The organism is Leptotrichia rugosa, from assembly GCF_041200005.1.
GTDB lineage: Bacteria > Fusobacteriota > Fusobacteriia > Fusobacteriales > Leptotrichiaceae > Leptotrichia > Leptotrichia rugosa.
On the sequence record NZ_CP165644.1, the window covers coordinates 381,184 to 407,121 of the forward strand.

Below are 25,938 nucleotides of genomic sequence, written 5' to 3' on the forward strand. Positions count from 1 at the left end.
ATGAAAAATATAAAAGAAACTTATAACAAAAAAATGAGAAAAATGTTTACAGAAAATATGAAAAGTATATTTACTGAAGATATGTTGAAAAAATATGATGAAAATACATTAAATGTATTAAAAGAAGTCTGGATAGATATATTAAATGTAAAGTATGAAGAAGCAAATAAAAAAATAGTGAATATTAATAAACAAGAAATATATGAAATAATATGGAATATGGCTGATATTACAGAAAGTTTCACTTTTTATGGATTTTCACAGTATATGTATAAAAAAACAGAAAATGTAATTTGGTTGAATTTGTCAGCAAGTTTGCTATCATTTACATTTTGTTGTGTAGAAGGAGCTTATGCTGTTGGTATTTTTCATGCTAGAGAAGCAGTAAAAATTGAAAAAAATCTTGAAAATCTATTAACTTTACTAAGTTTTTATGGACTTCCAGAACATTTAATGGACGATAAAGAAGCAGAGAACATAGCAAAAGAAATTTTAGAGTTAGATAAGAATAATGAAAGTGCGATTTGTGTATTGAATGAAATTTTAAATTCTAAAAAAGAGTAAATGCATGGAGTGACCTAGTTTAAACCAAATCTAAATCAGGATGATAAATTATCATTCTAATTTTAATCTCTTCATATTTTATTTTTTTCTAAATTAATTACTAACTTGAAAAAATTAATTAATTATGTTATAACTATTTAGATCAATATTATTTTAAAAACAATTTTCAAATTGAAGAGCATATCAAAATATGTAAATCAGAAAAAAATAAATAAAGAAAATAAATAAAATATTTGGCATTTATTTTTTAGTGCTAAAAGGAATTTTGAAGGAGGAAAAAGTGGAAAAAAGAGCAACTGTAATAACATACGGATGTCAAATGAATGTAAATGAAAGTGCAAAAATGACTCAGATGTTAAAAAAAATGGGTTATGAAATGACTGAGGATATTGAACATTCAGATTTGGTATTTCTTAATACTTGTACGGTAAGAGAAGGTGCTGCAACAAAAGTTTATGGGAAATTAGGGGATTTGAAAAGAATTAAAGAAGAAAAAGATGGACATATGATAATAGGTGTAACTGGATGTCTCGCACAAGAAGTGAGAGATGAATTTATAAAAAGAACCCCTTATGTCGATTTGGTTTTGGGAAATCAGAATATTGGAAGAATTCCTGATATTATTGAAAGAATTGAAAAAGGTGAAGAAACTCATATAGTTATGGTTGACGATGAAGACGAACTTCCTACTAGAGTTGACGCTGATTTTGGAGATGACATAGTTGCATCAATTTCAGTAACCTATGGATGTAATAATTACTGTACTTTTTGTATAGTTCCGTATGTGCGTGGAATGGAGCGTTCTGTGCCAATTAATGAAGTTGTAAGAGATGTTGAGAAATATACGAAAAAAGGTTATAAAGAAATATTGTTTTTGGGGCAGAATGTAAATTCTTATGGAAGTGATTTGGCTGATAAAAGTGATAATTTTGCTGAATTGCTAAAGAGAAGTGCCGCAGTTGAAGGAGATTTCTGGATAAAATATGTGTCGCCACATCCAAAAGACTTTAGTGACGATGTGATTGACGCAATAGCAAAAAATTCTAAAATAGCTAGAATGTTACATCTGCCGCTTCAATCTGGTTCAACAAAGATTTTAGATGCGATGAATCGTGGTTACACAAAAGAAGAATATATAAAACTTGCAAAAAAAATTAAAGAGAAAATACCTGATATTGGTTTGACAACAGATATTATCGTTGGATTTCCCGGAGAAACTGATGAAGATTTTCAAGATACGATGGATGTTGTAAATGAAGTTGGATTTGAAAATGCATATATGTTTATGTATTCTAAAAGAACTGGAACTCCGGCGGCTACAATGGAAAATCAAGTTGATGAAAAAGTTAAAAATGAAAGATTGCAAAAACTTATTAGACTTCAAAATATGAAAGCTAGAGAAGAAAGTCAAAAATATTTGGGACAAACAATAAAAGTTTTGGTTGAAGGACCTAGTCGAAAAAATCCTGAAATGCTAACTGGAAGAACTTCAACTCATAAAGTTGTTTTATTTAAAAATAATGGGAAAAATTTAAAAGGTAAATTTGTAAATATTAAAATTAATGACGCAAAAACTTGGACATTATACGGAGAGTTGGTGGAAGAATAATGGAAGAAAAAAAGAAAAGAGGAAGACCAAAAAAAATAGTTGAACAGGAAATTGGTGAAACAGAAATGACTTTAAAAGAAGAAAATTTAATTAAAAAAAGTGAAGCTGAAAAAATAGAAAAAGTTGGCAATACTGAAGAAAATCAAAAAGAATTTAAAAATTTAGAAAAATTTTCACAGGAGAAGAATTTTCAAGAAAAACATCAAGAAGAAGAGATGATAAAAGATATTCTTTCAAAAAATGTTACCACTTTGAAAAAAATGGCAAAAGAATATAAAATCGAAGGATTTTCTGGGATGGCAAAATCTGACTTGATAAATGCTATTCTTATAAAAAAAGGCGAAGAAGAAGGAAAAACTTACGGTTTTGGAAAACTTGATATTATGAATGGTTCAACTTACGGATTTTTACGAAATACTTCTGTTGGACCTGATGTCTATGTTTCAATTTCCCAAATTAAAAGATTCTATTTGAGAAATGAAGATATTGTGTTTGGAGAGCTTAGAATACCGATTGGAACAGAAAAAAATTACGGAATTTTAAAAGTGCTTCTGGTAAACGGAGATTTGCCTGAAAAATCACTAGAAAGACCATTTTTTGACGATTTGATTCCATCTTATCCTGATGAGAAATTAAATCTTGGCTCAGGTGAAGTTTCTTCAAGAATAATCGATTTAATTTCTCCAATTGGAAAAGGACAGAGAGGACTTATCGTAGCTCCGCCAAAAGCTGGAAAAACTGTACTTTTATCAACACTTGCAAATGATATTATAAAATATAATCCTGAAATTGACGTTTGGATTTTATTAATTGACGAGCGGCCAGAAGAAGTTACAGATATAAAAGAAAATGTGAAAGAAGCCGAAGTTTATTCAGCGACATTTGACGAAGATCCGAGAATCCACACGCAAGTTACTGAAAATGTGCTAGAAATGGCAAAAAGAGAAGTTGAGCGTGGAAAAGACATCTTAATTTTAATGGATAGCTTGACACGGCTTGCAAGGTCTTACAACATCACAATTCCATCGAGCGGAAAATTGATTTCAGGTGGAATTGACCCAAATGCACTTTATTATCCAAAAAGATTTTTAGGAGCTGCAAGAAATATTAAAAATGGCGGAAGTCTTACAATTATCGCAACTGCGCTTATTGAAACTGGAAGCAGAATGGACGAAGTTATTTTTGAGGAATTTAAAGGTACTGGGAATATGGAAATAATTTTGAGCAGAGCTCTTGAGCAACTTAGAATTTTTCCAGCAATAGATGTGTTAAAAAGTGGAACAAGAAGAGAAGAGTTATTAATCCCTAAAAAAAATTTGGAAAAAATTTGGGCTCTTAGGAGAGAGCTTAGTGGAATGTCTGAAGTTGAAGGAATGAAAAAATTAATCGAATTGACAAAATTATACAAAAATAACGATGAATTGCTTGAAAATTTGGTATTGAAAAAATAAAAAAATTTATGCTGCACTAAAGATTTTTAGTGCAGTTTTTTATAAAAAAAATTAATTCTTGTCTTGAATTACAAGAATTAATTTTTAATAAATATCTAGTTTCCTTCATTCTGTAAAAGACTATCATTGGTTTGCTTGAAATATGCTACTATTAGTTCCTTCTGTTTCATTGGAATTTGTATCAGTATCAGTAGCATTATCATTTGTGTTAACTGTTTCAGCATCACTATCAGTTTCAACTGTTTCTTCGCCTAATATTCTACTTCTAGGAATTTGGTAATTTGTAATTTTTTTAATTGTTATAACTTTATCCTTTTTAGATATTGTTCCAGAAACTTTTAATCCAATCAAATCGGAATCAGTTACTCCATATTTTTCGGCTGCAAAATTATAAATTCCATCAAGTAATCCACTTTCATCTTTTACAGTATACGATGTAACTTTATTTGGAAAAATTAAATTATCCTTTGTGTAAATAAATGTATTTGTAGCTCTAAAATATTCACCTTCATAATTTTTATCAGCCGTTTTTAATTTTTGTGTTTTTGTTTTCGCTGCTTTTGCCTTAGGAATCTTTAATTTTTTATCTTTTGTTGCAGAAATTCCAATGACACAAATAGCGAATAACATAACTATAATAAATATTTTTTTCATAAAAAATACTCTCCTTTTTTATTTTGTATCAATATTATCATTTATGAAATCCTAAATCTGCAGGATTTATATCTCCTGAGATTTTCTCAATAATTCCATTTTGATTTTCAAATTTTTCCCTCATCAGAGTAACTTTTTTTATTAATTTTATTGTTTCAAATTCAAGATTGCCTGCGTTATAATGTCCTTTGGACCAATAATTAAGTACAAGCAAGCTATCTCCAAAAATTTTATTTATTTTATATTTTTTTGCATAGACTAATGCTGCATAGAGACCAACTAATTCTCCATAATTATTTGTTCTATGTTTTGCAACATAATAATTCCCATGTTCGTTAATCTTTTCTTTAGGCAAAATTTTATACAGTAGTGGACTTCCCTTATAATCAGTAAGTCTCACTTCGACGCCATTTCCTCTTCCTGTCCCAGCATCAAAATAAATTGCCGAGCAATCTATGTCGTTTTGGGAAATTTTCTTTTTTTCTTTTTTTTCATATTTTGCTCCGGCGTTTAGCCATTCCTGTGCTTCTTTAATATTATTAAAAGACTTGTATCTCGCATTTTGCTTTGAAATGACCTTTTGACATTTCTCCCAATTTTCTAAAATTCCGCTTGTATCACTATTTACTAAATAATAAGCATATACTTTTGACATAATTTGAAATTTATAAAATTATAAATTTAAACCTCCGTCAATTCTTAAAACTTGTCCTGTTATGAACTTAGAAACATCACTTGCTAAGAACAACGCTGCATTTGCCACATCTTGAGCATCTCCCATTTTTCTTAACGGAGTGTTAGCTAAAACAGTTTCTACAATTTTTTCAGGTAAAACATGTGTCATATCTGTTTTAATAAATCCAGGCGCAATTGCATTTGCTCTCAAATTTTTTCTTCCAAATTCTTTAGCCCAAGTTTTAGCCATCGCTATAACTCCACCTTTTGTTGCGGCATAATTAGTTTGCCCCGTATTTCCATCAATTCCAACTACAGAAGCCATATTTATAACACTTGAAGCTTTGCTTTTTAAAAGTAGTGAAACAAATCCTTGCATCACGTTGTAAACACCTTTTAAATTGATATCAACAACTAAATCCCAATCTGCCTCTTTCATTCTTTGAAGTAACGAATCTCTTGTAATTCCAGCGTTATTTACCAAAATATCTAATCTCCCGTATTTTTCTTTTAATTCTTTTGCAACTTCTTTGATATTTTCTCTATCTGTTACATTTAATTTTATATGAGAGATATTTTCGTGACTATAATCTGGATCAATTAAATCTCCTGAGATAACTGTCGCACCATTTTGGGCATATTTTAATGCGATTTCTTTCCCGATACCTCTTGAACCACCTGTAATTAATGCTATTTTTCCTTGTAACACTATTTTTCCACCTTTCTAATTTTTCAGTTTTTTTATTTTATTCAAATTTTGCATATTTTTCTATTTTAATACTTGTAATTCCACTTTTGTTACACCTTTTCCAGGACTTTCTATTTGTGAGAAAGCAGCATAGCTTAAATCAATAACTCTTCCTCTTACAAACGGTCCTCTATCATTAATTCTCACAATGACAGATTTACCGTTGTTCAAATTTGTTACTTTTACTTTTGTCCCAAATGGCAAACTTTTATGAGCGGCCATCATTTCACTGGATCTATGTCGTTCTCCGCTCGAAGTTTTGCTTCCATTTAAGCTTTTGCTGTAAAAAGAAGCCATTCCATTTTGATAGCTAGTAAAGTTATTTAAATCTTCTTTTTTTATCGTCATAACTGATTTATTATCACTTTTTGAAACATTAAAATCTAAACTGTCGGCTTTTTTCATCATTTCTTTTCTTATAAAAATTATATTTTGACTATTATTTTCTTGCTTTTGTATTGTATTTTCTTTTGCTGTTAATGAGATAGATAATGACAAAACTGATAGCATTGTAATTATTTTTTTCATTAAAAACTCTCCTTTATATTTTTATTATTTTAATATTATATCATATGCTATCAGTTTTACAGCTTAGTTTTCTCTTAATTAAATCATAAAAACTATTTTTTAATAAGAACAGCTATTAAAAAACTATAATCTTTATTTAAAATTTTAATTATTATTTTTTCAAATCTTTTAATTCAGGTTGTTTTACATGCTGAATTTTCATGCTGCTAGGTGTAATTACTTCAAAACTGTATCCTGCTTTTCTATATCCATCAATAATAGTTTGCAATGCTTGAACAGTTGTTCCTTTAACATTTGTGTCGTGCATCAAAACATCAATTTCTGGGTGATTAGTACAAATTCCATATTTAATTAATTTTTGTACAGGTACTCCATTTCCACTAGCATCTGTTGAATCACAGTTCCAATCGTGATAAATATACCCTTCTCTTGCCATTCTAGTGATAATTTGTTGTTTCAAGGCTTTTGATGCAATTGCATTGCTAGAACCTCCAGGGAATCTTGTAATTCTAACATCTTTTCCAGTTTTAGCTTTTACAGCATCCCGTAATCTATACAAATCTTCAAAGAAATTGTGTTCATTTGCATAAATATATTTGTAATCATGTGTATAACTGTGAAGTCCTATTGCATGCCCTGCGTCTATTATTTCCTTATATTTATTTTGGTTACGTCCTATCACAAAAAAAGTTGCTTTTATGTTATTTCTTTTTAATATTTCCAAAATTTTCTCAGTATTATTTGAAGGACCGTCGTCGAAAGTCAAATGAACTATTTTTATTTTTCCATCTTTTTTCATTTGTTCGTATTTTGCTGTAAGTTCTTCATTCTTTTTAGTCAATTCATCCAAAACTTTTTCTTTTTTACTTTTTTCTTTTTCTAATTTTTTAATGTTGCTGTTCAAACTATGATTTTTTACTAATTTAGATGTTGTTCCTAAAATATGCCAACCTGAGTATGCAAATCCAGCACAGGCAGCAATTATTCCAATTATTGCTATTCCTTTTTTCATTTTTTTACCTCTCAATTTAATTTATTTTATTTGTTATATTTTTTTATAATTTCTTGTGTTTTCTTATTTCCATCTTCAGTATACTTAATCTGATCATTAATTTCACCAAGCTCTTTTGTCAATTTTTCCTTATTTTCTTTCAAAATAGGAGTTTTTGACACCAAATCCTCTTTTTTCTTAATTAAGAAAAAATGTGATATTGCAACCAAAATTGCAGAAATTATAAACAATAATACCGCTCTTTTTAACAGTTTGTTTGCTCTTGTCGAATCATTGTCATCTCTGTTGTAAGAAAATTCATTTTTTTTAGCCATTTTTTTCCTCTTTTCTTTTTTTATTTAAAAATTTTTTTTAGTTAATAAATTTAATCCCCTTAATTAAAGTAAAAGACCTCTTTCGAAAAAGAGGTCTCATAAAAGGGGGGGTTAATTGAGGTTTTAGATCTTTTTATCGATCTGAGTATAGTATACACTATAATCATTAATTCTCAATTAATATTAATACAATTTTAAATTAATTTTTCCCTGCTGTTATAATTACTCTTTTACTTTATTTTATTTTACATTCTATTTACAGTATTTATTCCCAATAAATCCAATCCTTGCTTTAAAATAAATGCAGTTTTTTGCGCTAGTAAAATTCTAGCATCTCGAACTTTTGGATTTTCTTCTTTCAATATCTGTTTTGAATTATAAAAGTTATTAAATAATTTTGCTGTGTCAAACAGATATTCAGCAATAATATTAGGTTTTAGTGTTTCATACGCTTTCACGACAAATTGCGGAAATCTCAAAAGCGAAACTGCAAGTTCTCTTTCAATTCCATCCATATTTTCCAAAACAATTTCTTTATTTTCTAAAGTGAAGTTTTCTTCTTTTAATTTTCTAAAGATAGACATAATTCTAACATATGTGTATTGTAAATATGGTCCAGTATTTCCTTCAAAATTTAAAACTTTGTCCCAAGTAAATGTTACATCGCTCGTTCTATTTTGACTCAAATCAAAATATTTTATCGCTCCGCTTCCAATAGTTTCAGCAATTTCATCTTTCTCATCTTCTGGAATATCAGGATTTTTTTCGTTAATAACTTGTTTAACTTGCTTTTTAGCTTCATCAAGCAAATCGACAAGTCTTATAATATTTCCACTTCTTGAAGAAAAAATTACATCTCCAAATCTCATAATTCCAAAAATCACATGTAATTTTTTGTAATCGTAAGGTTCACCTAACATTTTTCCAATTTCAAACACCTGTTTAAAGTGATTCTGCTGTCTGTCATCCGTCACATAAATAGCTTCGTCTACTTTTAGTTTTTCTTTTCTAAATTTCATAGTCGCAAGATCTGATGTCGCATACAAAAAACTTCCGTCTTTTTTTTGAACAATTGCTGGCGGCAATTTATCCTCGTCAAAAAATACAACTAGTGCTCCTTGATCTTCCTTTGCAATATTTCTTTCTTTTAGTTCTTTTAAAATTTCTGGCATCATATCGTTGTAAAAAGATTCGCCGTAATAATAATCAAATTTTATTCCAAGCCTGTCGTACACCTTGTTATATTCTTTTAAGGAAATTTCAATAAACTCTTTCCAAAGTTTAATATTTTCACTATCACCTTGCTGCAATTTTTTTAATTCTGATCTTGCGCTTTCTTCAAGAGTCGGGTCTTCTTTTGCTTTGTCTGAAAATAAAACATAGATTCGCTCCAGTTCCCCAATCGGATCTTTTTCATAAGTGCTTTTTTCCAGCCAGTTTTTATATCCGACTATAAGTTTTCCAAACTGAGTTCCCCAATCTCCTATGTGATTGTCAGAAATAACTTTTATTCCCAGAAATTCCAATATTTTTTTAATTGAATGTCCAATTATCGTACTTCTTAAATGTCCAATATGCATTCTTTTTGCAATATTTGGAGAAGAGTAGTCAATAATTACTGTTTTATTTGTATCTAAAAAAGAAAAGTCATATTTTTCATTTTCTAGTTTTTTAATTTCTTTATTCAAAAATTCGTTTTTCAAAAAAATATTGATAAATCCTGGTCCAGCAATTTCCAATTTTTCGATAATTTCGTTTTTCTCAAATTCCGTGACAATTTTTGTCGCTATTTCTCTAGGATTTTTGCCAATTAATTTAGAACTGACTAAAGCAAAATTAGTTTGAAAATCTCCAAATTCTTTTTTTGTGGAATTTTGTATATCAATTTTGTCTGAAAAATCATTTTCAAAAATTTTATTTATATTTTCAGAAAATAATTTTTTAATTTTATTTGTCAACAATTCCATCCGTAATTTTTAATTCTCCTTTCAAAAATATCTATTTGTTCTTTACGTATTTTACCACAATTTTTAAATAATCTCAAGATTATAATTTTTACTTTGTCTTATTCTTTAAAAAGATGGATTTTTTTTGAAATATATAGTAAAATTGAAGAAAATAAAAGTAGGTTTAATTTTGACCTGAAAAGGAGAAAAATATGGAACAGGAAAAAGTGATAAATAAAACGTCAAAAGAGTTACTGCAGCAGCTCTTTGACAGAATTAAAAAAAATAACTTGGATGTCGATACCGAAGAGATTTCTCAAGCATTTACTTTGGCGAATGAGTCGCATATTGGACAAAAGAGAAAAAGTGGAGAAAATTATATTTTGCATCCTGTGGAAGTGGCAGAAATTCTTGTGGATTTGAAGATGGATACGGATACGATTGTCGCTGGAATACTTCATGATGTCGTGGAAGATACGCTTATTACCTTGCCTGACATTGAGTATATTTTTGGTGCAGATGTCAGAAAACTTGTTGACGGAGTGACGAAACTTAGAAATTTGCCAAGAACGGATAGTAAAAAGATTGAAAATATTCGGAAAATGGTAGTTGCAATGTCTGAGGATATTCGAGTTGTAATTATAAAATTAGCTGATAGACTTCATAATATGAGAACGCTTAAATACATGACCCCAGCAAAACAGCTTGAAAAATCTAAAGAAACGCTTGAAATTTTTGCACCGATTGCACATAGAATTGGGATGTCAAAAATAAAGTCAGAACTTGAAGATATAAGTTTTAGATATTTACATCCTGAAGAATATCAAGAAATTAAGGAGCTTGTAAATACAAAAAAACAAGAGAGAGAAAATTATACTAAAAAAGTTATTGAAAAAATAGAAAAAGAACTTGAAAAGCATAATTTAAAAGGAGAAGTTACGGGGCGACCTAAACATCTTTACAGTATTTATCGAAAAATGATTGAAAAAGAAAAGAGATTTGCTGACTTGAATGATTTGATTGCGGTCAGGATAATTGTCAATCGGGAAGATGAATGCTACAATGCGCTTGGAATAATTCATAATTTGTTTATTCCAGTTCCTGGAAGATTTAAAGATTATATCGCTGCACCTAAGATAAATGGGTATCAATCGATTCACACAACTGTTAATGGACCTGATAATCAAAAAGTGGAAATTCAGATTAGAACAAAACTGATGCACCAAATTGCTGAAGACGGGGTTGCGGCACACTGGAAATATAAAGACAAAAAATACAAAGAGAAAAAATCTAAAAATGAAGAATATTATGCAGCTGTGAAAAAAATTATTGAAAAAAGTACAAATGAAGCAAATGAAAAAGAAAAGACGAAAAGTTTTGCCAAAGAAGTTACGGGAGATGTGCTAAATCAGACGATTTTTGTTTTTACTCCGAAAGGCGATGTTGTTGAACTTCCAAAAAATTCAACTGCACTTGATTTTGCGTTTCAAATTCACACGCAAATTGGTTACAGAACGATTGGAGCCAAAATTAACGACAGAATAGTTCAACTTAATCAAACTCTAGAGAATGGAGATAAAGTCGAAGTTTTAACTTCCAAAAATACAAAAGGTCCAGGAAAAGACTGGATAGCGATGGTAAATAATCACAGTTCAAAATCAAAAATTAGAAAGTGGTTTAAGGATAAAGAGTTTTTGGAAAAATCAAAAGAAGGGGAACAGCTTTTAGAAAAAGAGTTTGAAAAATTGGGACTGAAATTTGCGGATGTTGTGGAAGAAGAAAAAGTATTTTTATACATGAAAAAATTTAATATTTCTTCAAAAGAAATACTTTTTTATAAATTTGCAACTGGAGATTTGTCACTTGACGGATTTTTGAAAAAATTTGAGAGAAAACAGGAGAAAAAACTGGAAGAAGTTTTGGAGGCGGAACAGGAAAAAGGAAATAAGAGAAAAGAAAGAAGCCAAGGCGGAATAAAAATTTCAGGAACAGAAAATACAATGTACCGTTTTGCAAAATGCTGCAGTCCGCTTCCTGGAGATGAAATTTGCGGATATGTGACGCGTGGCAGGGGAATTGCGATTCACAGAAAAGATTGTAAAAATTTTGAGAAATTGATGGAAATTGAGCCAAATAGGGAAGTTGAAGTGTATTGGGACGAAGAAGAAATTCGTAAAAATACGACGAGATACCAGTTTAATTTTTTGATAAAGGCATACGATAGAAACGGTCTTCTTTTGGACATCATAAGAATTTTAAACGAATATAAAATGGAAATAGTAAATGTCAACACAAATATTTTAAAAGAAAATGGAAATCAGCTTTGCCTTATACATCTAGGAATAATGATACGGGGAAGAGAAGATTTTGAAAGACTGGCAAACAACTTGAAATCAATGAAAGATGTGATCGACATAGTAAAATAAAGGTTTTGGGGGAATAAAAATGAAAATGCTGATAACAATAATTATAGTTTTTTTTGTTTTAAAACTAATTTTTAAAGTAGCGAAAAAATTAATATTTTTTGCGATAATATTTGCAATAGCGTATTATATTTTTGAACGATTATTTTAAAATATTTTAGTTTGTAAATTTGGTTTTAAATAAAAATAGATTTTTATCCAAAATTATGTTAAAATACAGGGGATATTTTAGTTGGAAAAGTAAAAGAATATCATAAAAATAGGGTAATTGGATTTTTTGTAAATAAAAAAATTATTTACAATAAAATAATATTATTACAAAATAAAAAGTTAAAAGACATAAAATTATCCTTTTCAGAATAGCCGTTTTGCCATGACTTACAGTGCAGATAAAAATGCACAAGTTAAAGAAAAGGAGGTAAAAGTTGTGAAATGAAATATTTAAAAAAATCTTTAATGGTTTTTATGCCGCTTCTTTTGGCTTTAGGCACATTAAAGTACTATATTTCAACACCACATTTTAAGTCGACGCTGACGAGAATTTTGAAAACGAATGCATTAAATGTTGAGTTTGACAAAATTAGACTTTATGGATTTGACAGAATTCAGATTGATAATTTGAAAGTTAGAGATTTGTCGGGAAATATGGTGATTGATGCGAAAAAAGTGGTAGCAAAAATAAATTTACTTACGCCAACTAGGCTTAGTAAAATAGATATTTTTGGTGCAACTGTAAATTTGGAGCGAAGAAAAAATAATGATTTTAATCTTTTTCACATAATAAAGGACAAAAAAGAAAAAACATTTGACAGAACCAGTCGGATTGGAAAACTTTTTATTCACAATGCAGTACTTAATTACGCTGATACAAATTTTAAAGAAAAAATACAGAAATCTATGACAAGCGTAAATGGAAATTTAGAATCTGCAAAATCTCGTGGATTCTTATTAGTGGCAAAGGGAATAGGAAATTTGAATGCGGACAATACGGTTGAAACTTTGGGAATTGAATTAAATCAAAAGTTAAATTCAGTGCAGTCGTTAAAATCAAGATTTGATAAAATTAAAAATAGTTCTGAAAAGAGAAAAGAATTTTACTTAAATTTTGATTTTGGAAATGTGAAAGTTACAAAGGAGCTTGGACAATATCTTCCGCTTGAAATGATAACAATAAAAGGTGGAATGTTAAATGGAAAACTTAATTTGACAAAAAATAAAGCGACTGAAACTATGGAACCAACTGGGAATTTAGTTGTAAAAGATGGAATATTGAACTATGTTGATTTTGATGGTGACATTGATAAAATTAATGCAAATATCAATATGACAAAGGAAAACATTATAGTCAATGCAAATTCATTGTTGGCGCAAAAGCCAGTTTCGCTGCTATTAAATTACGGAAATCAAAATTTAAAGCTCACTATGAAAATAAAAGTAAGAGAAGTTCCTTATTCACAAATTGCAAGATACAAAATCTTGAAAGGTTTTAATGTAAAAGCAAAAGGAAATGTCACTGGAGAATTAAATCTAAAAGTTGACATTGAAAAATCTAAAGAAAAAGACAAAAATAAAAATCAAGTACAGAAAAAAACTAAAGAAAAATCTGCAAAAGTTGAATTGGATGGAAAATTTTCATCGGAAAACATAAAAATAGCAAATTATAATTTTAGAAACATTAGCACAAATATGAAGCTTTCCACTCAAAAAGGTTTTTTTGAACTAGATGACACGGCTTTTCGTTTTGACGAAGTGCTAAGCGGATTTCGCATAAAAGATGATGTAAAAATTCCAAAATTTATATATGACTTAAATAAAAAGACCGGAAAAGGTAACTATATCTTAGTAAACAAAGACTCAGATTACAATATTCCGAGATTTGTTGGAAATGTGAAAATTTCAAATAAAAATATTATTTCTGGGACGCTTATTTCAAAAAAATTAAATGCAGACTATGTGGTAAATCCAACTGCTAAAACGCTTTTTGTCAACGCACAAGGAAAGGATTATATTACGGTTAGATATGGTGGAAAAAAATATGTACTAAATCCAGATGTAAAAAAATTATTTGTTAAGTTTGATGAGAAGCATATGCTGCGTTCAGGGAATATAAAGGCAAAACTTAAAAATTTGCCAATAAAAATGATTGAGAGTATAGTTGCAAACATAAATATAAATAGAGGAAACTATAATATAAAAGCCAGTGTAAAGACTGGTGGAGTAGTGGTAAGTGTAAAAGGTACGACAACAGCAGATATGAAACATTCCTACAATATTAAAAATGTAAGTAAAATGGATTTGTCAAAACTGCTAAAAAATTATGGATATAATTTTAAAGGAATGGATAAAGCAAGACTCCCAATGGATGTGAAAGCTAAAATTGACGGGACAAATAACAGAATCATGGGAAGTTATGAAATTTACAGTCCTTCTGGAGAATATTTTGTAAAATATAAAAATTTACATGCGAGTGGGAAAATTCGTGATTTGACGAAAATGGACTTGGATATGAATATTTTAGCAAATGAAGTTTCTTGGGAAGATCAAAGGCTTAAAAATTTGACTGCAAAATTGAATATGAAAAATGATATTTTAAAAATTCAAAGTTTGGGAAATGATAAATTGTTTGCACAAGGAAGTTATCATTTAAAAACTGGAAGAGCAGAAATTGATGCCAAATTAAATAATTATGTCTTTAAATCCAAAAAGTTAAATGACGCAAAATTTCTTTTGAATGCGAAGGCTAAAATTAGTGGAAAAGTCAATGACAGACTTTCTGGAAATTTTGAAATTTCCAGTCCTTACGGAGAATATATCGCAGAGTTTGAAAATTTACATGCAAAAGGGAAAATTAATGATTTGGCAAAAATGAACTTGGATATGAATATTTTTGCGGACGAAGTTTGGTATCAATATCATAGACTTAAAAATTTGACTGCAAAATTAAATTTAAAAAATGATATTTTAAAAATTGAAAGTTTAGGAAATGACAAATTATTTGCGCAAGGAAGTTATAATTTAAAAACAAGAAATGTAAAACTTGATGGAGAGCTTAAAAATTACGTTTTATATGGTATATTTGATCCGCAAGTGAGCATGTATGTTGACAGTCTAAAAGCAAATGTTTCTGGAACGCCAGATAATTTAAATGGAAAAATTTTGTTGACTCCATCGACGACAAAAATTAATTTTAATTCAATCGGACAGACAAGAGCGGATTTAGATATAAAAAATAGTATAGTAAACTTTAAAGATGTAACTTTGAGAGGAAATAATATTTCTGGAACATATAATCTGAAAAATAAAGTGGCTGATTTGGAACTTAATCTAGACGAAGATGACATTCCAAAATTATTAAAAATGAATGATTTGACATTTGGAACAAAATCTAAAATTAATTTAAAAGGTCATTTAAATAAATTTAATATGTATGGACATTTAATTTTGAGAAATATGAGTTACAGAAGTTATAAAATTCCACATATTGTGGCGAATATCGACTACAGTAATGGAAATATTGATAAATTATTTAAATATGGGATTTTTGATATAAAAAGTTTAAAATTTATTGGAGAAAATAATGAAACATTATTTGAGACAAATACAAAATTTGACTTGGAAAATGTTGACATTGACTACAAAGTTGGAGATCACAATTTTTCGTTAGATTCTGTACAAGATTTGAAAAATAAAGGATATAGCGGAAATATTGACTTTGATTTCTTTTATAAAGGAAGTTTTGAGAAATTTTTGACTGGTTTAAAAATAAAATCTGACAAAGTAACTTTGGCTGGATTTCCAGTAACAAATCTTGACATAGATCTTCAAGGAAATGAAAAGACAGTAAATATTGGTCTATTTAATCTGAATTATGAAAACAACCCACTTATAGTCAGCGGATATTTCGATTATTCGCCAATAAAATACGATATTTCGGTATTGGCACAAAACTTTAACTTGAACTTTTTAGAAGCTAATAAAGATGTGGCTAGTGCAAGTGGAATTGCTAATATTGACGCTATTCTTTCAAGTAGTCATGGAACTTCAGGGCATATTTTGTTAAATAACTTTAATTATAAGACAAAAGATGAACGGACTTTAGTTGACAATATCAATGCCAATATTGATTTAGAGGGGACAAAACTTATAGTAAACAGATTAGATGGTGGCTTTAATAATGGGACATTTAATGTAACAGGAAATTTGGATGTGCCAACAATACCGCCAGACTTTATGAAAACTAAGCGTTTGCAACTGGGTAAATTTGAGTTGAATGCGAATTTGAATAAATTGGGACTTCATTATGGAAATGATATTGACTATGCAGTTACAGGAGATTTGATGTTGACTGAAGACAGATTGTTTGGAAATTTGGTTGTAAGTGATGCTGAAATTAGAAAAATACCTGATTTTGTAAATAAAGATAATTCAAAAAATTCTGAACTTCAAAAACAGGAAAAAGATAAAAGCATTGTGGAAGGTGTAGTTGAAGAAGTTTTGGACAAAATTTTGAAACAATATACAGTTAATTTGAATGTTCAAGTCGGAGAAAAAGTAAAATTAAATATTCCTAGTGTCAGCCTTGTTAAAAATATAAAAGGTACAATAAAAGGAGCAACTGAAATTTCCTTTGAAAACGGGGCAATTGGCTTAATGGGAGATTTCGATATTTCAAAAGGGTCATTCTACTTAAATGGAAATGAATTTAAAATTGATAATTCAATAGTTAGTCTTTCAAAATCGACTTCAGAAACAGATTTTATGTCCAATACATTTGTTAATTTTGAAGCGAGTACGAAAGTTGGCTCTGAGAGAATAGAAGTAAGTGTTACAGGAAATGTGAATAATCCTGATATCAGGTTTAGTTCAAGTTCTGGAAAGACAGAGGAGGAAATAATTTCACTGTTAGCTTTTGACAAAGTTGTTGGAAATGGAAACAAAGATAAAAAAGGTCCAAAAGATAATTCAGAAGATGGAGTGGTCGTAGCAGGTTCACTTTTAAGCACTGCATTAAATGAGTTGATTTTTTCTTCAATAACTGATAAAATTGAAGGGGTTTTTGGACTGTCTAAAGTGTCTGTATCAACAAATATAGATAAATCAAATAAAACTGGTAAATACAATGCTTCTACAACATTAAGCTTGAAAGATAAATTATACAAAGATAAAATTTATTGGAATTTGGCTATAAAATTCCCTTTCCAATCTTCGGGAGAAAAAGAGGAAAATCCAATAGGATACAACGCCTGGTTGAGCTATAATATAGCAACTGGACTTGATCTTAGAGCTGGAGGAGAAACAGCGCCAAAAAGTAGCAAAATAAATTTAAGAGCATCAAATAAAAAACAAAATAAAATAAATTATTATTTTGGAATTGATTTTTCAACAAAAGCTGATAGCATTGGTGATTTATTCAAGAAAATATTTAAAAAAAGAAAATTGGATACATTAAGAAAATAGGAGGAAAAATGAGAAATAAAATTTATGCTTTAATTGTGGTGGTTACATTATTCGTTTCTATGAATAATATGTCACAAGCAGCTGAAGAAGGAGAAAAAACGGTTGAAAGTAAAAATGAAATAAGACAAAAAAAGCCAGAATCAACAACATTAGCAGCAAACACCACAACAAGTTCTTCATCAACATCATCGGCAACAACAGCAACTGAAAATGAAGAAGACGAAACATCGGGAGCGGTAACATCTCAAGAACAGAGTGAAGAACTAAAGTCTACTGACGAAGAAACTTATTCTTCGACAGATTCTGATGAAGAAGTTCAGGAACGGGGAAAAAAAGATAAAAAGAAAAAAGTAAAAAAATCTAAAGAAAAAAAAGAAAGAAATCAAGCAGTAGTAAACAGAAGTGATTTAAAAGTCGGAAAAATAAACATTTCTAATTTAAAACAGTTGCCAGAAGATTTGATTAGGTCAAAAATTCCAGTTCAAACTGGAGAAAACTACTCGAATAAAAATTTGAGCGATATTTACTTAGCGTTAAAAAGAGAGCGATATATCTCAAATGTAAATACAGTTCCAAATATTAATGGAGATGCGGTAGATATTGATATTGCAGTTGATGAAAATCCAAATGCACAAGAAGTTCTTCAGTCACAATTACAGTATGAAGAAAATCAAAAAGAAACAAATTTTACAATAACAAGTGTAGATATTCAAGGAATTAAAACTTTAAACAAAGAAGATTATTTAAATAATCTTCCAGTAAAAGTGGGAGATAAACTTATTCCACAAAAAGCAATTGATGGAGCTCAAGAATTATTTAAGTCAGGTTATTTCTCAACCGTAGAGCCAAAAATAGATAGAAAAGCTGACAATACAGTTTCAATAATGTATGAAGTACAAGAAAATCCAGCTGTTCAAAGTATAAATATCCAAGGAAATACTTTATTTACTAATGCTCAATTGGAAGAAGCATTGGGAATAAAAAAAGGAGAAATTTTAAATGGTAATTTATTAAATCCTGATTCAAATGGAATAATCGGATTATATTCTAAAAATGGGTATTCAACTGCAAGAATTGAGTCAATAACTGTTGGAGAAACTGGAGATGTAAATATTGGTCTTAGTGAAGGTATAGTTAAAGATATAACTTTTGAAAAATCTACACCTAAAAATGATAATGACAGACAGAGTAGTAAAAGAACCAAATTAAGAACAAAAGATTACGTTTTGGAAAGATATTTGGAAGTAAAACCAGGACAAGTATTAAATAATAGTGATTTAGAAAGTTCAATAAGAGAATTGTACAGAACAGGTATTTTTACAAGAGTAACACCAGAGCTTTATGGAAGTGAAACTGACCCAAATGAAAGAAATATAAAATTTATAGTGGAAGAAAGACCTACAACAACAATTAATGGAAGTATTTCTTACGGTACTTCAGTTGGATTAGTTGGAGGACTTAAATTAGCGGATGATAACTTTTTAGGAAGAGATCAACAGGCTTCGATTAATTTGGAAGCATCAAATAAAGGGGATAAAACATTTTCAATAGACTGGTTTGATCCTTGGGTAAAAGGAACTGAAAGAGTTCAAATGGGTAGTTCTGTTTATTGGACACAATCTGTTGACGATGACGCTGACTGGGACGAGCTTGAAAAAGTTAAAACAATAGGAACAAGATGGACAATAGGTAAAGGATTAAATAAAGATATTTATGTAAGACTTTCAGCGAGATATGATCACAAAAAAGAAATTTATTCAGGAGGAGATGTTAAAGATAAATATAATTTAATAGCAGCAACTCCAGAGTTAATTTATGATACAAGAGATAATGTAAATGACCCGACAAAAGGGCTTTATGCAGATTTTACTTATGAAAGAGGGGATCTTTTGAAAGACCCTAGAAAATATGATAGATTTGAAGCTGATTTAAGAGCATTTCATCCATTATTTGGTAAGAGAAATGTGATGGCATATAGAGCAGTTTGGGGTTCTACAGGAAGCGGAACTCCTGATGCAATGAGATTTAGTGTTGGAGGAGCTGAAACACTTCGTGGATATGAATATGGAGCGTTTGATGGATATGATCAATTTTATGCAAGTATTGAAAATAGAACAAAAATCAATGACACAGTGCAATTGGTTGCATTCTTTGATATAGGAAACGCTTGGCAAAAAGAGGGAATAAACCCAGCGACTGGAAGAAGAACTTATTCACCTGACAGAAAAAATTCACACAAATTCAAAGATCTTAAAAAAGGTTATGGAGTAGGACTTAGATTAAATACGCCAGTTGGACCATTAAGATTTGATTACGGTTGGCCAATGGACCCTGAAAAACCTGGTAAGAAAAAAGACAAAGGTAAATTTTATTTCAGCTTTGGACAATCATTCTAGAATATAATTTACAGCTAAAAATTATAAGGACAAAGTTATTTTATAAAACAGGGGATTTAAAGGTTCCCTGTTAATTTTTTAAAAAATAAAAAGAGGTATGAAAAATGGAAAAGATGTATAATATAAAAGAGATAGCGAACTTAATAAATGGAAAAATTATCGGAAATAATGAAATAAAATTTACAAGGCTAGCTCCTTTTTTTAATGCAAATGAAGAAGAACTGGCTTTTGCCGCAGATGAAAAAATGTTAAAAAATATCGAAAAATGTAATGCTGGAGCGTTAATAATTCCCGAAATTCCAAATTTGCCAGAAAATAAGACGTTTATCGTGGTAGATGAAAATCCAAGAGAAATAATGCCAATCTTGTTAAATTACTTTAAGCCTAAAATAAAGCCTTTTGAAAAAGCAATAGAAGATTCAGCAGTGATAGATAAAACAGCAAATATTTCAAAAATTAATACGTACATAGGTCATAATGTAAAAATAGGAAAAAATGTTGTTATTTATCCAAATGTTTCAATCTTTGAAGGTACAGAAATTGGTGATGGGACAATTGTATATCCAAATGTTACAATCAGAGAATTTTGTAAAATTGGAAAAAGATGTATTTTTCAGCCAGGAGCAGTAATTGGTTCAGATGGATTTGGTTATATAAAAGTAAAAGGGAACAATGTAAAAATAGAGCAAATTGGAAATGTAATTTTAGAAGATGAAGTAGAAATAGGAGCAAATACTTGTGTTGACAGAGGAGCAATTGGCGATACGATAATAAAGAAAGGAACTAAAATCGACAATTTAGTTCATATCGCTCACAATGACATAATAGGGTCAAATTGTTTTATAATAGCACAAGTGGGAATTTCTGGAAGCGTAGAAGTTGGAAATAATACAATCCTTGCAGGTCAAGTGGGAGTGGCAGGCCACTTAAAAATAGGAAACAATGTTGTAATTGCTGCAAAATCAGGTGTTACGAATAATGTACCAGATGGAAAACAAATGTCAGGATTCCCACTAAGAGAACATATAGATGATTTGCGAATAAAAATGTCTATGGGAAGAGTTCCAGAACTGGTAAAGAAAGTAAAAAAATTGGAAAGAAAATTAGAAGATAAATAAATTTAAGAGTGTTTGAAATTTTGTGTGAGAGTGTCCAGAATTTTGTGTAAACTCAAAATATAATATATGGTTCAGGATGGTATTTTTATCATCCTTTTTTTCTTTTAAATTCTTCTTTGGTAATATAGAATGTCATTTTACTAATTTGTTTAATTTTTCTTTCAACTCATCATCAACTTCAATTTTTTCTAAGTTTTTTATATTTTGTATTATTTCATCAGGAAAAATATATCCCTTCCCTTTCCATTTTTCCAATGTATTAGCTGCTCCATATCTCACATTTTCATATGGAGAATTTAGAGCACATATCATTAAATTTTTTCCTATCCCTTCAAAATTTTGTAGAGTTCTAACTGCAACATCTAAAACTGTAAATTCTTCATTTCTAAAATTGATTTTATCAGTAGGAGATCCTTTCATTTTTTCTAATGGTAATCTTTTTTCTACGAGTAAGACAAGTTTTTCTATATTTTCTTTTTTTGATATATCATACATTATATAGGGATTTTTTAAAAGATTACTTTGTAAATATTCTAAAGCATACGGTTCAATGTCTATTTTTATATATTTTGCTATATCATAAGAATATCCTTTCTTCATTAATTCTTTTATATTATTTACAGTTCTTTCAGAATTTAAAATCTCATTGCAAATTTTTATAAAATTATTATTAATTTTTTTGTCATCTTTTATATATTCTTTAATCATCATAACAGCACGATAATCGTTTTCTGTTGAAGATAAATATTTTGCTTTTTTTAAATATCTTTCAATTAGCATTTCTTTATTTTCTAAGGATGAAATTCCAGAAGCAGGTCCTTCATCTAATAAAGCAGTAATTAAATATGAAATGGCATTAAATTTTTTATTAGAAATATTTTCTTCATCTAATAATTCTAGTAAATTTATTTTTTTTACACAAGTTAATGCAGTATATGCTGAATCTATTTCATTGTGACAGCCTTCTTCTAATAACCAATCTTTTATTTCATCATTAGTAACTTCTAAATATGCGATGGAATGTACTCTTCCCCATCCTTTAACCTTTTTGACAATTTCAAAAATCTCTTCATTTGAATTTTCTAGCCTAGCTATTATATCTAAACAAAATAAGGTAAACTCGTCAGAAAGAGCCAAAGTTTTTATTATTTCCATTGCACTAACATCTTTTTCAACTCCCATTAATAATAATACAGCCAAAGAAAATTTTATACTTTCTTTATTTTTAGAAGTTTTCAATTGAGAGATAGTAAATTTATACAAATTATTGGCATTTATTTTTTCATTTTCTTGAATAATCCAATTTAGCAAGGAAGTTCTTGATGAAACCATTAAAAAATCTAAATGGTCTAAATTATTTTGAGCTTCTTTAAATTTTCCTTCTGAAATTTGAAATACAATATTCTTCAAAGTTTCTATATTTTCTTCATTTGTATTATTATGATACAAAAAAACGCCATCCATTGCACCATCTGCCCAAGGAATTCCATTCTCCTCTTCTTGAGGCAAAGCAAAATCTTCAGGTAATTTTCCACACTCTCGAATAGAAGATTTTATTAATTCATATATGGATAAATTTTTGTTTTCCAATTTTTTATTCCCCTTTTCTACTATTTTTTTCTTTTTTTTTTGAGAAATTAGAAAAAGAATTGTTACTACAACTACAATAATAAGTATATTTTAAAAAAATTCCATAATTCCATAAATCATTCATTATAATTTTACTATATTTTACCATTCATTTACAGAATATAAAAGAGCAAGCCTAATTTGTGTCAAAAGTTCTTCCGTAAGAATGTCATATTCACTTTCAAGTCCTTTTTCGTGTGCATAATAAGGAGGACTGTCATTCCAGGAACCCATTCCACCAAAAACATTAGAAATTTTAGCTGAACAAAAAAGTCTTGCATTTATTTCAGGCATTTTGAAAAGAGTTTGTCCATAAAAAGTATTTCTTATATTTTCAAAACTTTCCCCATTTAAAATGTTAAAAGCTTTTCTAAAGGTATTTCCAAAATTTGGAAAATTAATTTTATCAGCCAAAGTTGCTATTTTACTTAATACATTTTTAAAATCTTCTGTATTATCATAAAATTTAAATTTTCCATTGATAGAATTTTCGTATTTGTGAGCAGTATAAATAATATTCCATCCACCACTTGTTTTCTTCCATTTTGGTGTAAAATAAAGAATCAAATTATTTTTAAAATAGCAAATGAGTTTAATCTTCTCTGTATTTAAATCGTTGGGAATATTTAAATTTTTAGAAGAAACAGGTAATAAAATTTTTATATCTTCTAAACTTAACTTTAAACAATAATCAAACCATTCTTCAATATTTCCGGCTTTGTAGTTTTTTTCTAAAAAATCTATTTTATTTTTAGAGAATAGAAATTCTATACTTTTTTCATATTCAAAAGGAAAATATTCAATATTAGTTTTAGTTTTTAAGGCAAATTTTACTGCTAATGTAATATCACAAATTTGTATGATTTCCATGTTCATAAAAATAACCTCCATTTGAATATTTTGTATATAATTCTGAGCAGTTCAACAGTTCTATCTCATTATATGCTCATCTAACTGAATAAAGCAAACAATTTTTTTATTTTTCAGTTCATCTACACTTGGTAATATATCGTTTTCCTCGTCATCTTCCAGTCCCACCTGAGCAATTAAATGGTTGGAAAATTCATCTTCGTAAATATCACAGGTAATAAACGGAACTCCTTTAATACACAGAGCATCCTGAATATCTACATAATAGATTGTATTTCTAAATACATCAAGGGTTGATTCATTAATAATAATCTCAACATTTCCAACATAAAAAATTTCCTTTTTCCTTCTAAACATTTCATTACCCTCTCTATAAATGTTCTTTTGTTGATAGAGCTTACAAAAATTCCAGATTTCATCAAATATTTTATTTATTTTACCATAATTTAAAAAAAAATTAAATATATTTAAGCAAAGAAAAAAATTATAAAAATAGTATAAATAAATTGAATAAAATTTTTAAAAACATATGCTATAATTAATTATATTAATCAAAATTTATTTAAAATAAATTCAATATTCAAAAAATATTAAAAAAGGAGCAAATATGAAAAAATTAAATTTCAAAATAGAAGAAAAAGAATGTATTTTATATACAAATGAAAATAAAAAGGTAGAATATATCCTAATACAGCCTGTCGATAAGCATGATATGCAACTTTTAGACAATGAAGTGAAATATATTTCTGAAAATACGGATAAAAATTTTAGTTTGGCAGCTTTTAAAATAGAAGACTGGAATAGCGAGCTGACACCTTGGGAAATGCCACTTCTTCGTGGAAAAGGCAATTTTGGAAATGAAGCTGGTAAAACATTAGAGTTTATAAAGGAAAAATTGATTCCAAGTTTGGCAGAATTTATGAATATTCAAGAAAAGAATGTGAAATATATTTTAGGTGGATATTCTCTTGCTGGATTATTTTCGCTGTGGAGTGGTTATCAGACAGATATTTTTGATGGAATAGCTGGAGTTTCACCATCGGTTTGGTATAAGGATTGGCTAGATTTTGTGAAAAATAACAAGATTTTGGTAAAAAATGTTTATTTAAGTCTTGGAGATTTAGAAGAAAAGACTAAACATCAGGTTTTATCGAAGATTGGTGATAATATAAGGGAATATTTTGAAATTTTGAGAAATTATGAAGATGTGAAAAAATATATTTTGGAATGGAATGAGGGGAATCATTTTAGAGATTCTGATATACGGATGGGAAAAGGATTTGTATGGCTTGTAGAAAACTGCTGATTTTAACTTGCTCACCTAAGGGTAGAGGCAGAGGTGAAGTTCGATATTTTTCGACTGTCTAGTCAATCTGTAAATAATATACATGATAACTAAAATCAAAAAGGGAGTAAAGACACACTCCCTTTATTCTGTGTTTACACAAAATTATTTAGCTAATTTCACAATTTTTTAACATATTTCAACGCTTTTATTCTTATTCCTTCAAACTATCCGTTTCTATAAACACCAGATATAAAGCTCACTCTATGAATAAACTACATCGAACTTTCCCATTCACCTTTCACAGTAACGCCAGTTCCAATAGCCACTCTATCCATAAGTTCAACATCTTCATCACTTAATTCAACACTTGCAGCTCTTTTGGCATCGTCAACTTGATTAGGTTTTGTAACTCCAATTATTGGAATTGTTCCTTTTGCTATTGCCCAAGCAGTTGCAATTTCAGGAATTGTTGCAGAATATTTTCCACCTAAAATTTTCATTTCATAAAATAACGGCTCCAATTTTGCCAAAGTTTCAGGCGGGAATGCTTCACCCCTTCTTGTTCCAGCTGGCAATGGATTTTCTTTTGTATATTTTCCAGATAAAGCACCTTGTTCCAGTACCATGTACGAAAATACTGCGATATTGTTTTCCTTGCAATAATCTAGAATTCCAGTTGTTTCAATTGTTCTGTAAAGTAAGCTAAAATGATTTTGAATAGCGTGTAACTGAAATCCAGCTTCTTTTAAAAGATTATTCACATATTTTATTTGTTCTAAATTGTGATTAGAAACCCCTACTTTTTTCACTTTTCCTGATTTCAACACATCAACCAGTTTAGGTGCCCATTTCTCCATATCTTTTGTATTGTGTATCCAATAAATATCAATAACTTTCTTATTTAATCTTTCTAAACTTTCATCAAGAAATTCAAAAATTGCATTATCTCCTCTTCCTTCTGCAAGTTCAGGTGTAAATTTTGTAGAAATTATCGCATCACTTCTATCTTTTACAAATTCTCCCAAAATAGTTTCAGATTGACCACTCGCATAAACAGTTGCAGTATCCCATAATTTTAATCCCGAATCCATTGCTCTATCAAAAACTGGTTTCAATTCATCTTTTCCTAATTTATTTCCAAAAATCGAATCTCCTCCAGCGATTCCTCCAAATCCCCAAGACCAAGTTCCTAGTGCTACCTTAGGCACATCTATTTCCTGTATTTTTGTTGTTTTCATTTGAAATCATCTCCATTT

19 protein-coding genes are annotated in these 25,938 nt (G+C 29.0%); 8 read left to right on the forward strand and 11 right to left on the reverse strand.

Features of this window, described 5'->3' with window-relative positions; genetic code table 11:
- The 3 genes from AB8B22_RS01920 (at position 1) to rho (ending at position 3,624) form a co-directional block, all read left to right on the forward strand.
- Positions 1–564 (forward strand): hypothetical protein, encoded by a 564-nt coding sequence (locus AB8B22_RS01920; protein ID WP_369711445.1) that lies wholly within the window; start codon positions 1–3, stop codon positions 562–564.
- 280 nt (positions 565–844) lie between these two features.
- A complete protein-coding gene (gene miaB, locus AB8B22_RS01925) occupies positions 845–2,173 on the forward strand; it encodes a tRNA (N6-isopentenyl adenosine(37)-C2)-methylthiotransferase MiaB (protein ID WP_369711447.1) in 1,329 nt (442 codons plus the stop codon).
- Between the two features lie 215 nt (positions 2,174–2,388).
- Positions 2,389–3,624, forward strand: a complete 1,236-nt coding sequence (rho, locus tag AB8B22_RS01930; protein ID WP_314080498.1) for a transcription termination factor Rho — start codon at positions 2,389–2,391, stop codon at positions 3,622–3,624.
- Positions 3,625–3,747: 123 nt separating this feature from the next.
- Here rho and AB8B22_RS01935 read toward each other — a convergent pair whose 3' ends face one another.
- The 7 genes from AB8B22_RS01935 to argS form a co-directional block, all read right to left on the reverse strand.
- Positions 3,748–4,278 (reverse strand): hypothetical protein, encoded by a 531-nt coding sequence (locus AB8B22_RS01935; RefSeq protein WP_369711448.1) that lies wholly within the window; start codon positions 4,276–4,278, stop codon positions 3,748–3,750.
- Between the two features lie 37 nt (positions 4,279–4,315).
- The gene (locus AB8B22_RS01940) at positions 4,316–4,933 is read right to left on the reverse strand and encodes a ribonuclease H family protein (RefSeq protein ID WP_369711449.1); all 618 of its coding nucleotides are present in this window, start codon (positions 4,931–4,933) and stop codon (positions 4,316–4,318) included.
- An 18-nt stretch (positions 4,934–4,951) separates the two neighbouring features.
- Positions 4,952–5,662 carry a 3-oxoacyl-ACP reductase FabG gene (gene fabG, locus AB8B22_RS01945; protein WP_369711450.1) on the reverse strand — a complete coding sequence of 237 codons (711 nt, stop codon included), beginning with the start codon at positions 5,660–5,662 and terminating at the stop codon, positions 4,952–4,954.
- A gap of 60 nt (positions 5,663–5,722) precedes the next feature.
- Entirely contained in the window at positions 5,723–6,229 is a 507-nt protein-coding gene (locus AB8B22_RS01950) for a septal ring lytic transglycosylase RlpA family protein (RefSeq protein ID WP_237048670.1), read from the reverse strand.
- Positions 6,230–6,380: 151 nt separating this feature from the next.
- Positions 6,381–7,241 carry a polysaccharide deacetylase family protein gene (locus tag AB8B22_RS01955; RefSeq protein ID WP_211614578.1) on the reverse strand — a complete coding sequence of 287 codons (861 nt, stop codon included), beginning with the start codon at positions 7,239–7,241 and terminating at the stop codon, positions 6,381–6,383.
- Positions 7,242–7,267: 26 nt separating this feature from the next.
- Complete coding sequence (locus AB8B22_RS01960) at positions 7,268–7,555, reverse strand: hypothetical protein (protein WP_094079197.1); 288 nt, start codon at positions 7,553–7,555, stop codon at positions 7,268–7,270.
- Between the two features lie 245 nt (positions 7,556–7,800).
- Positions 7,801–9,522: an arginine--tRNA ligase gene (gene argS / locus AB8B22_RS01965; protein ID WP_369711451.1), complete on the reverse strand. Its 1,722-nt coding sequence runs from the start codon at positions 9,520–9,522 to the stop codon at positions 7,801–7,803.
- A 191-nt stretch (positions 9,523–9,713) separates the two neighbouring features.
- Here argS and AB8B22_RS01970 point away from each other — a divergent pair, with 191 nt between their 5' ends.
- The 4 genes from AB8B22_RS01970 to lpxD all read left to right on the forward strand — a co-directional run bounded on the left by AB8B22_RS01970 (position 9,714) and on the right by lpxD (position 20,895).
- Entirely contained in the window at positions 9,714–11,927 is a 2,214-nt protein-coding gene (locus AB8B22_RS01970) for a RelA/SpoT family protein (RefSeq protein WP_369711452.1), read from the forward strand.
- Positions 11,928–12,356: 429 nt separating this feature from the next.
- A complete protein-coding gene (locus tag AB8B22_RS01975) occupies positions 12,357–17,381 on the forward strand; it encodes a translocation/assembly module TamB domain-containing protein (protein ID WP_369711453.1) in 5,025 nt (1,674 codons plus the stop codon).
- Positions 17,382–17,389: 8 nt separating this feature from the next.
- Positions 17,390–19,777, forward strand: a complete 2,388-nt coding sequence (locus AB8B22_RS01980) for a BamA/OMP85 family outer membrane protein (RefSeq protein WP_369711454.1) — start codon at positions 17,390–17,392, stop codon at positions 19,775–19,777.
- A 113-nt stretch (positions 19,778–19,890) separates the two neighbouring features.
- Entirely contained in the window at positions 19,891–20,895 is a 1,005-nt protein-coding gene (gene lpxD / locus AB8B22_RS01985) for a UDP-3-O-(3-hydroxymyristoyl)glucosamine N-acyltransferase (protein ID WP_094080737.1), read from the forward strand.
- Between the two features lie 132 nt (positions 20,896–21,027).
- Here lpxD and AB8B22_RS01990 read toward each other — a convergent pair whose 3' ends face one another.
- The 3 genes from AB8B22_RS01990 to AB8B22_RS02000 form a co-directional block, all read right to left on the reverse strand.
- Positions 21,028–22,485, reverse strand: coding sequence for a hypothetical protein (locus AB8B22_RS01990; RefSeq protein WP_369711455.1), 1,458 nt, complete (start codon positions 22,483–22,485; stop codon positions 21,028–21,030).
- 141 nt (positions 22,486–22,626) lie between these two features.
- Entirely contained in the window at positions 22,627–23,400 is a 774-nt protein-coding gene (locus tag AB8B22_RS01995; protein WP_369711456.1) for an RNA polymerase subunit sigma, read from the reverse strand.
- 54 nt (positions 23,401–23,454) lie between these two features.
- Positions 23,455–23,751 carry a hypothetical protein gene (locus AB8B22_RS02000; RefSeq protein ID WP_369711457.1) on the reverse strand — a complete coding sequence of 99 codons (297 nt, stop codon included), beginning with the start codon at positions 23,749–23,751 and terminating at the stop codon, positions 23,455–23,457.
- Positions 23,752–24,001: 250 nt separating this feature from the next.
- On the opposite strand from AB8B22_RS02000, the gene AB8B22_RS02005 reads away from it, so the two are divergent.
- Entirely contained in the window at positions 24,002–24,700 is a 699-nt protein-coding gene (locus AB8B22_RS02005; RefSeq protein ID WP_369711458.1) for an esterase, read from the forward strand.
- Between the two features lie 254 nt (positions 24,701–24,954).
- On the opposite strand, the gene AB8B22_RS02010 is transcribed toward AB8B22_RS02005, so the two are convergent.
- On the reverse strand, positions 24,955–25,920 hold the full coding sequence (locus AB8B22_RS02010; protein ID WP_369711459.1) for an aldo/keto reductase: 966 nt from the start codon (positions 25,918–25,920) through the stop codon (positions 24,955–24,957).
- Positions 25,921–25,938: the final 18 nt, after the last annotated feature.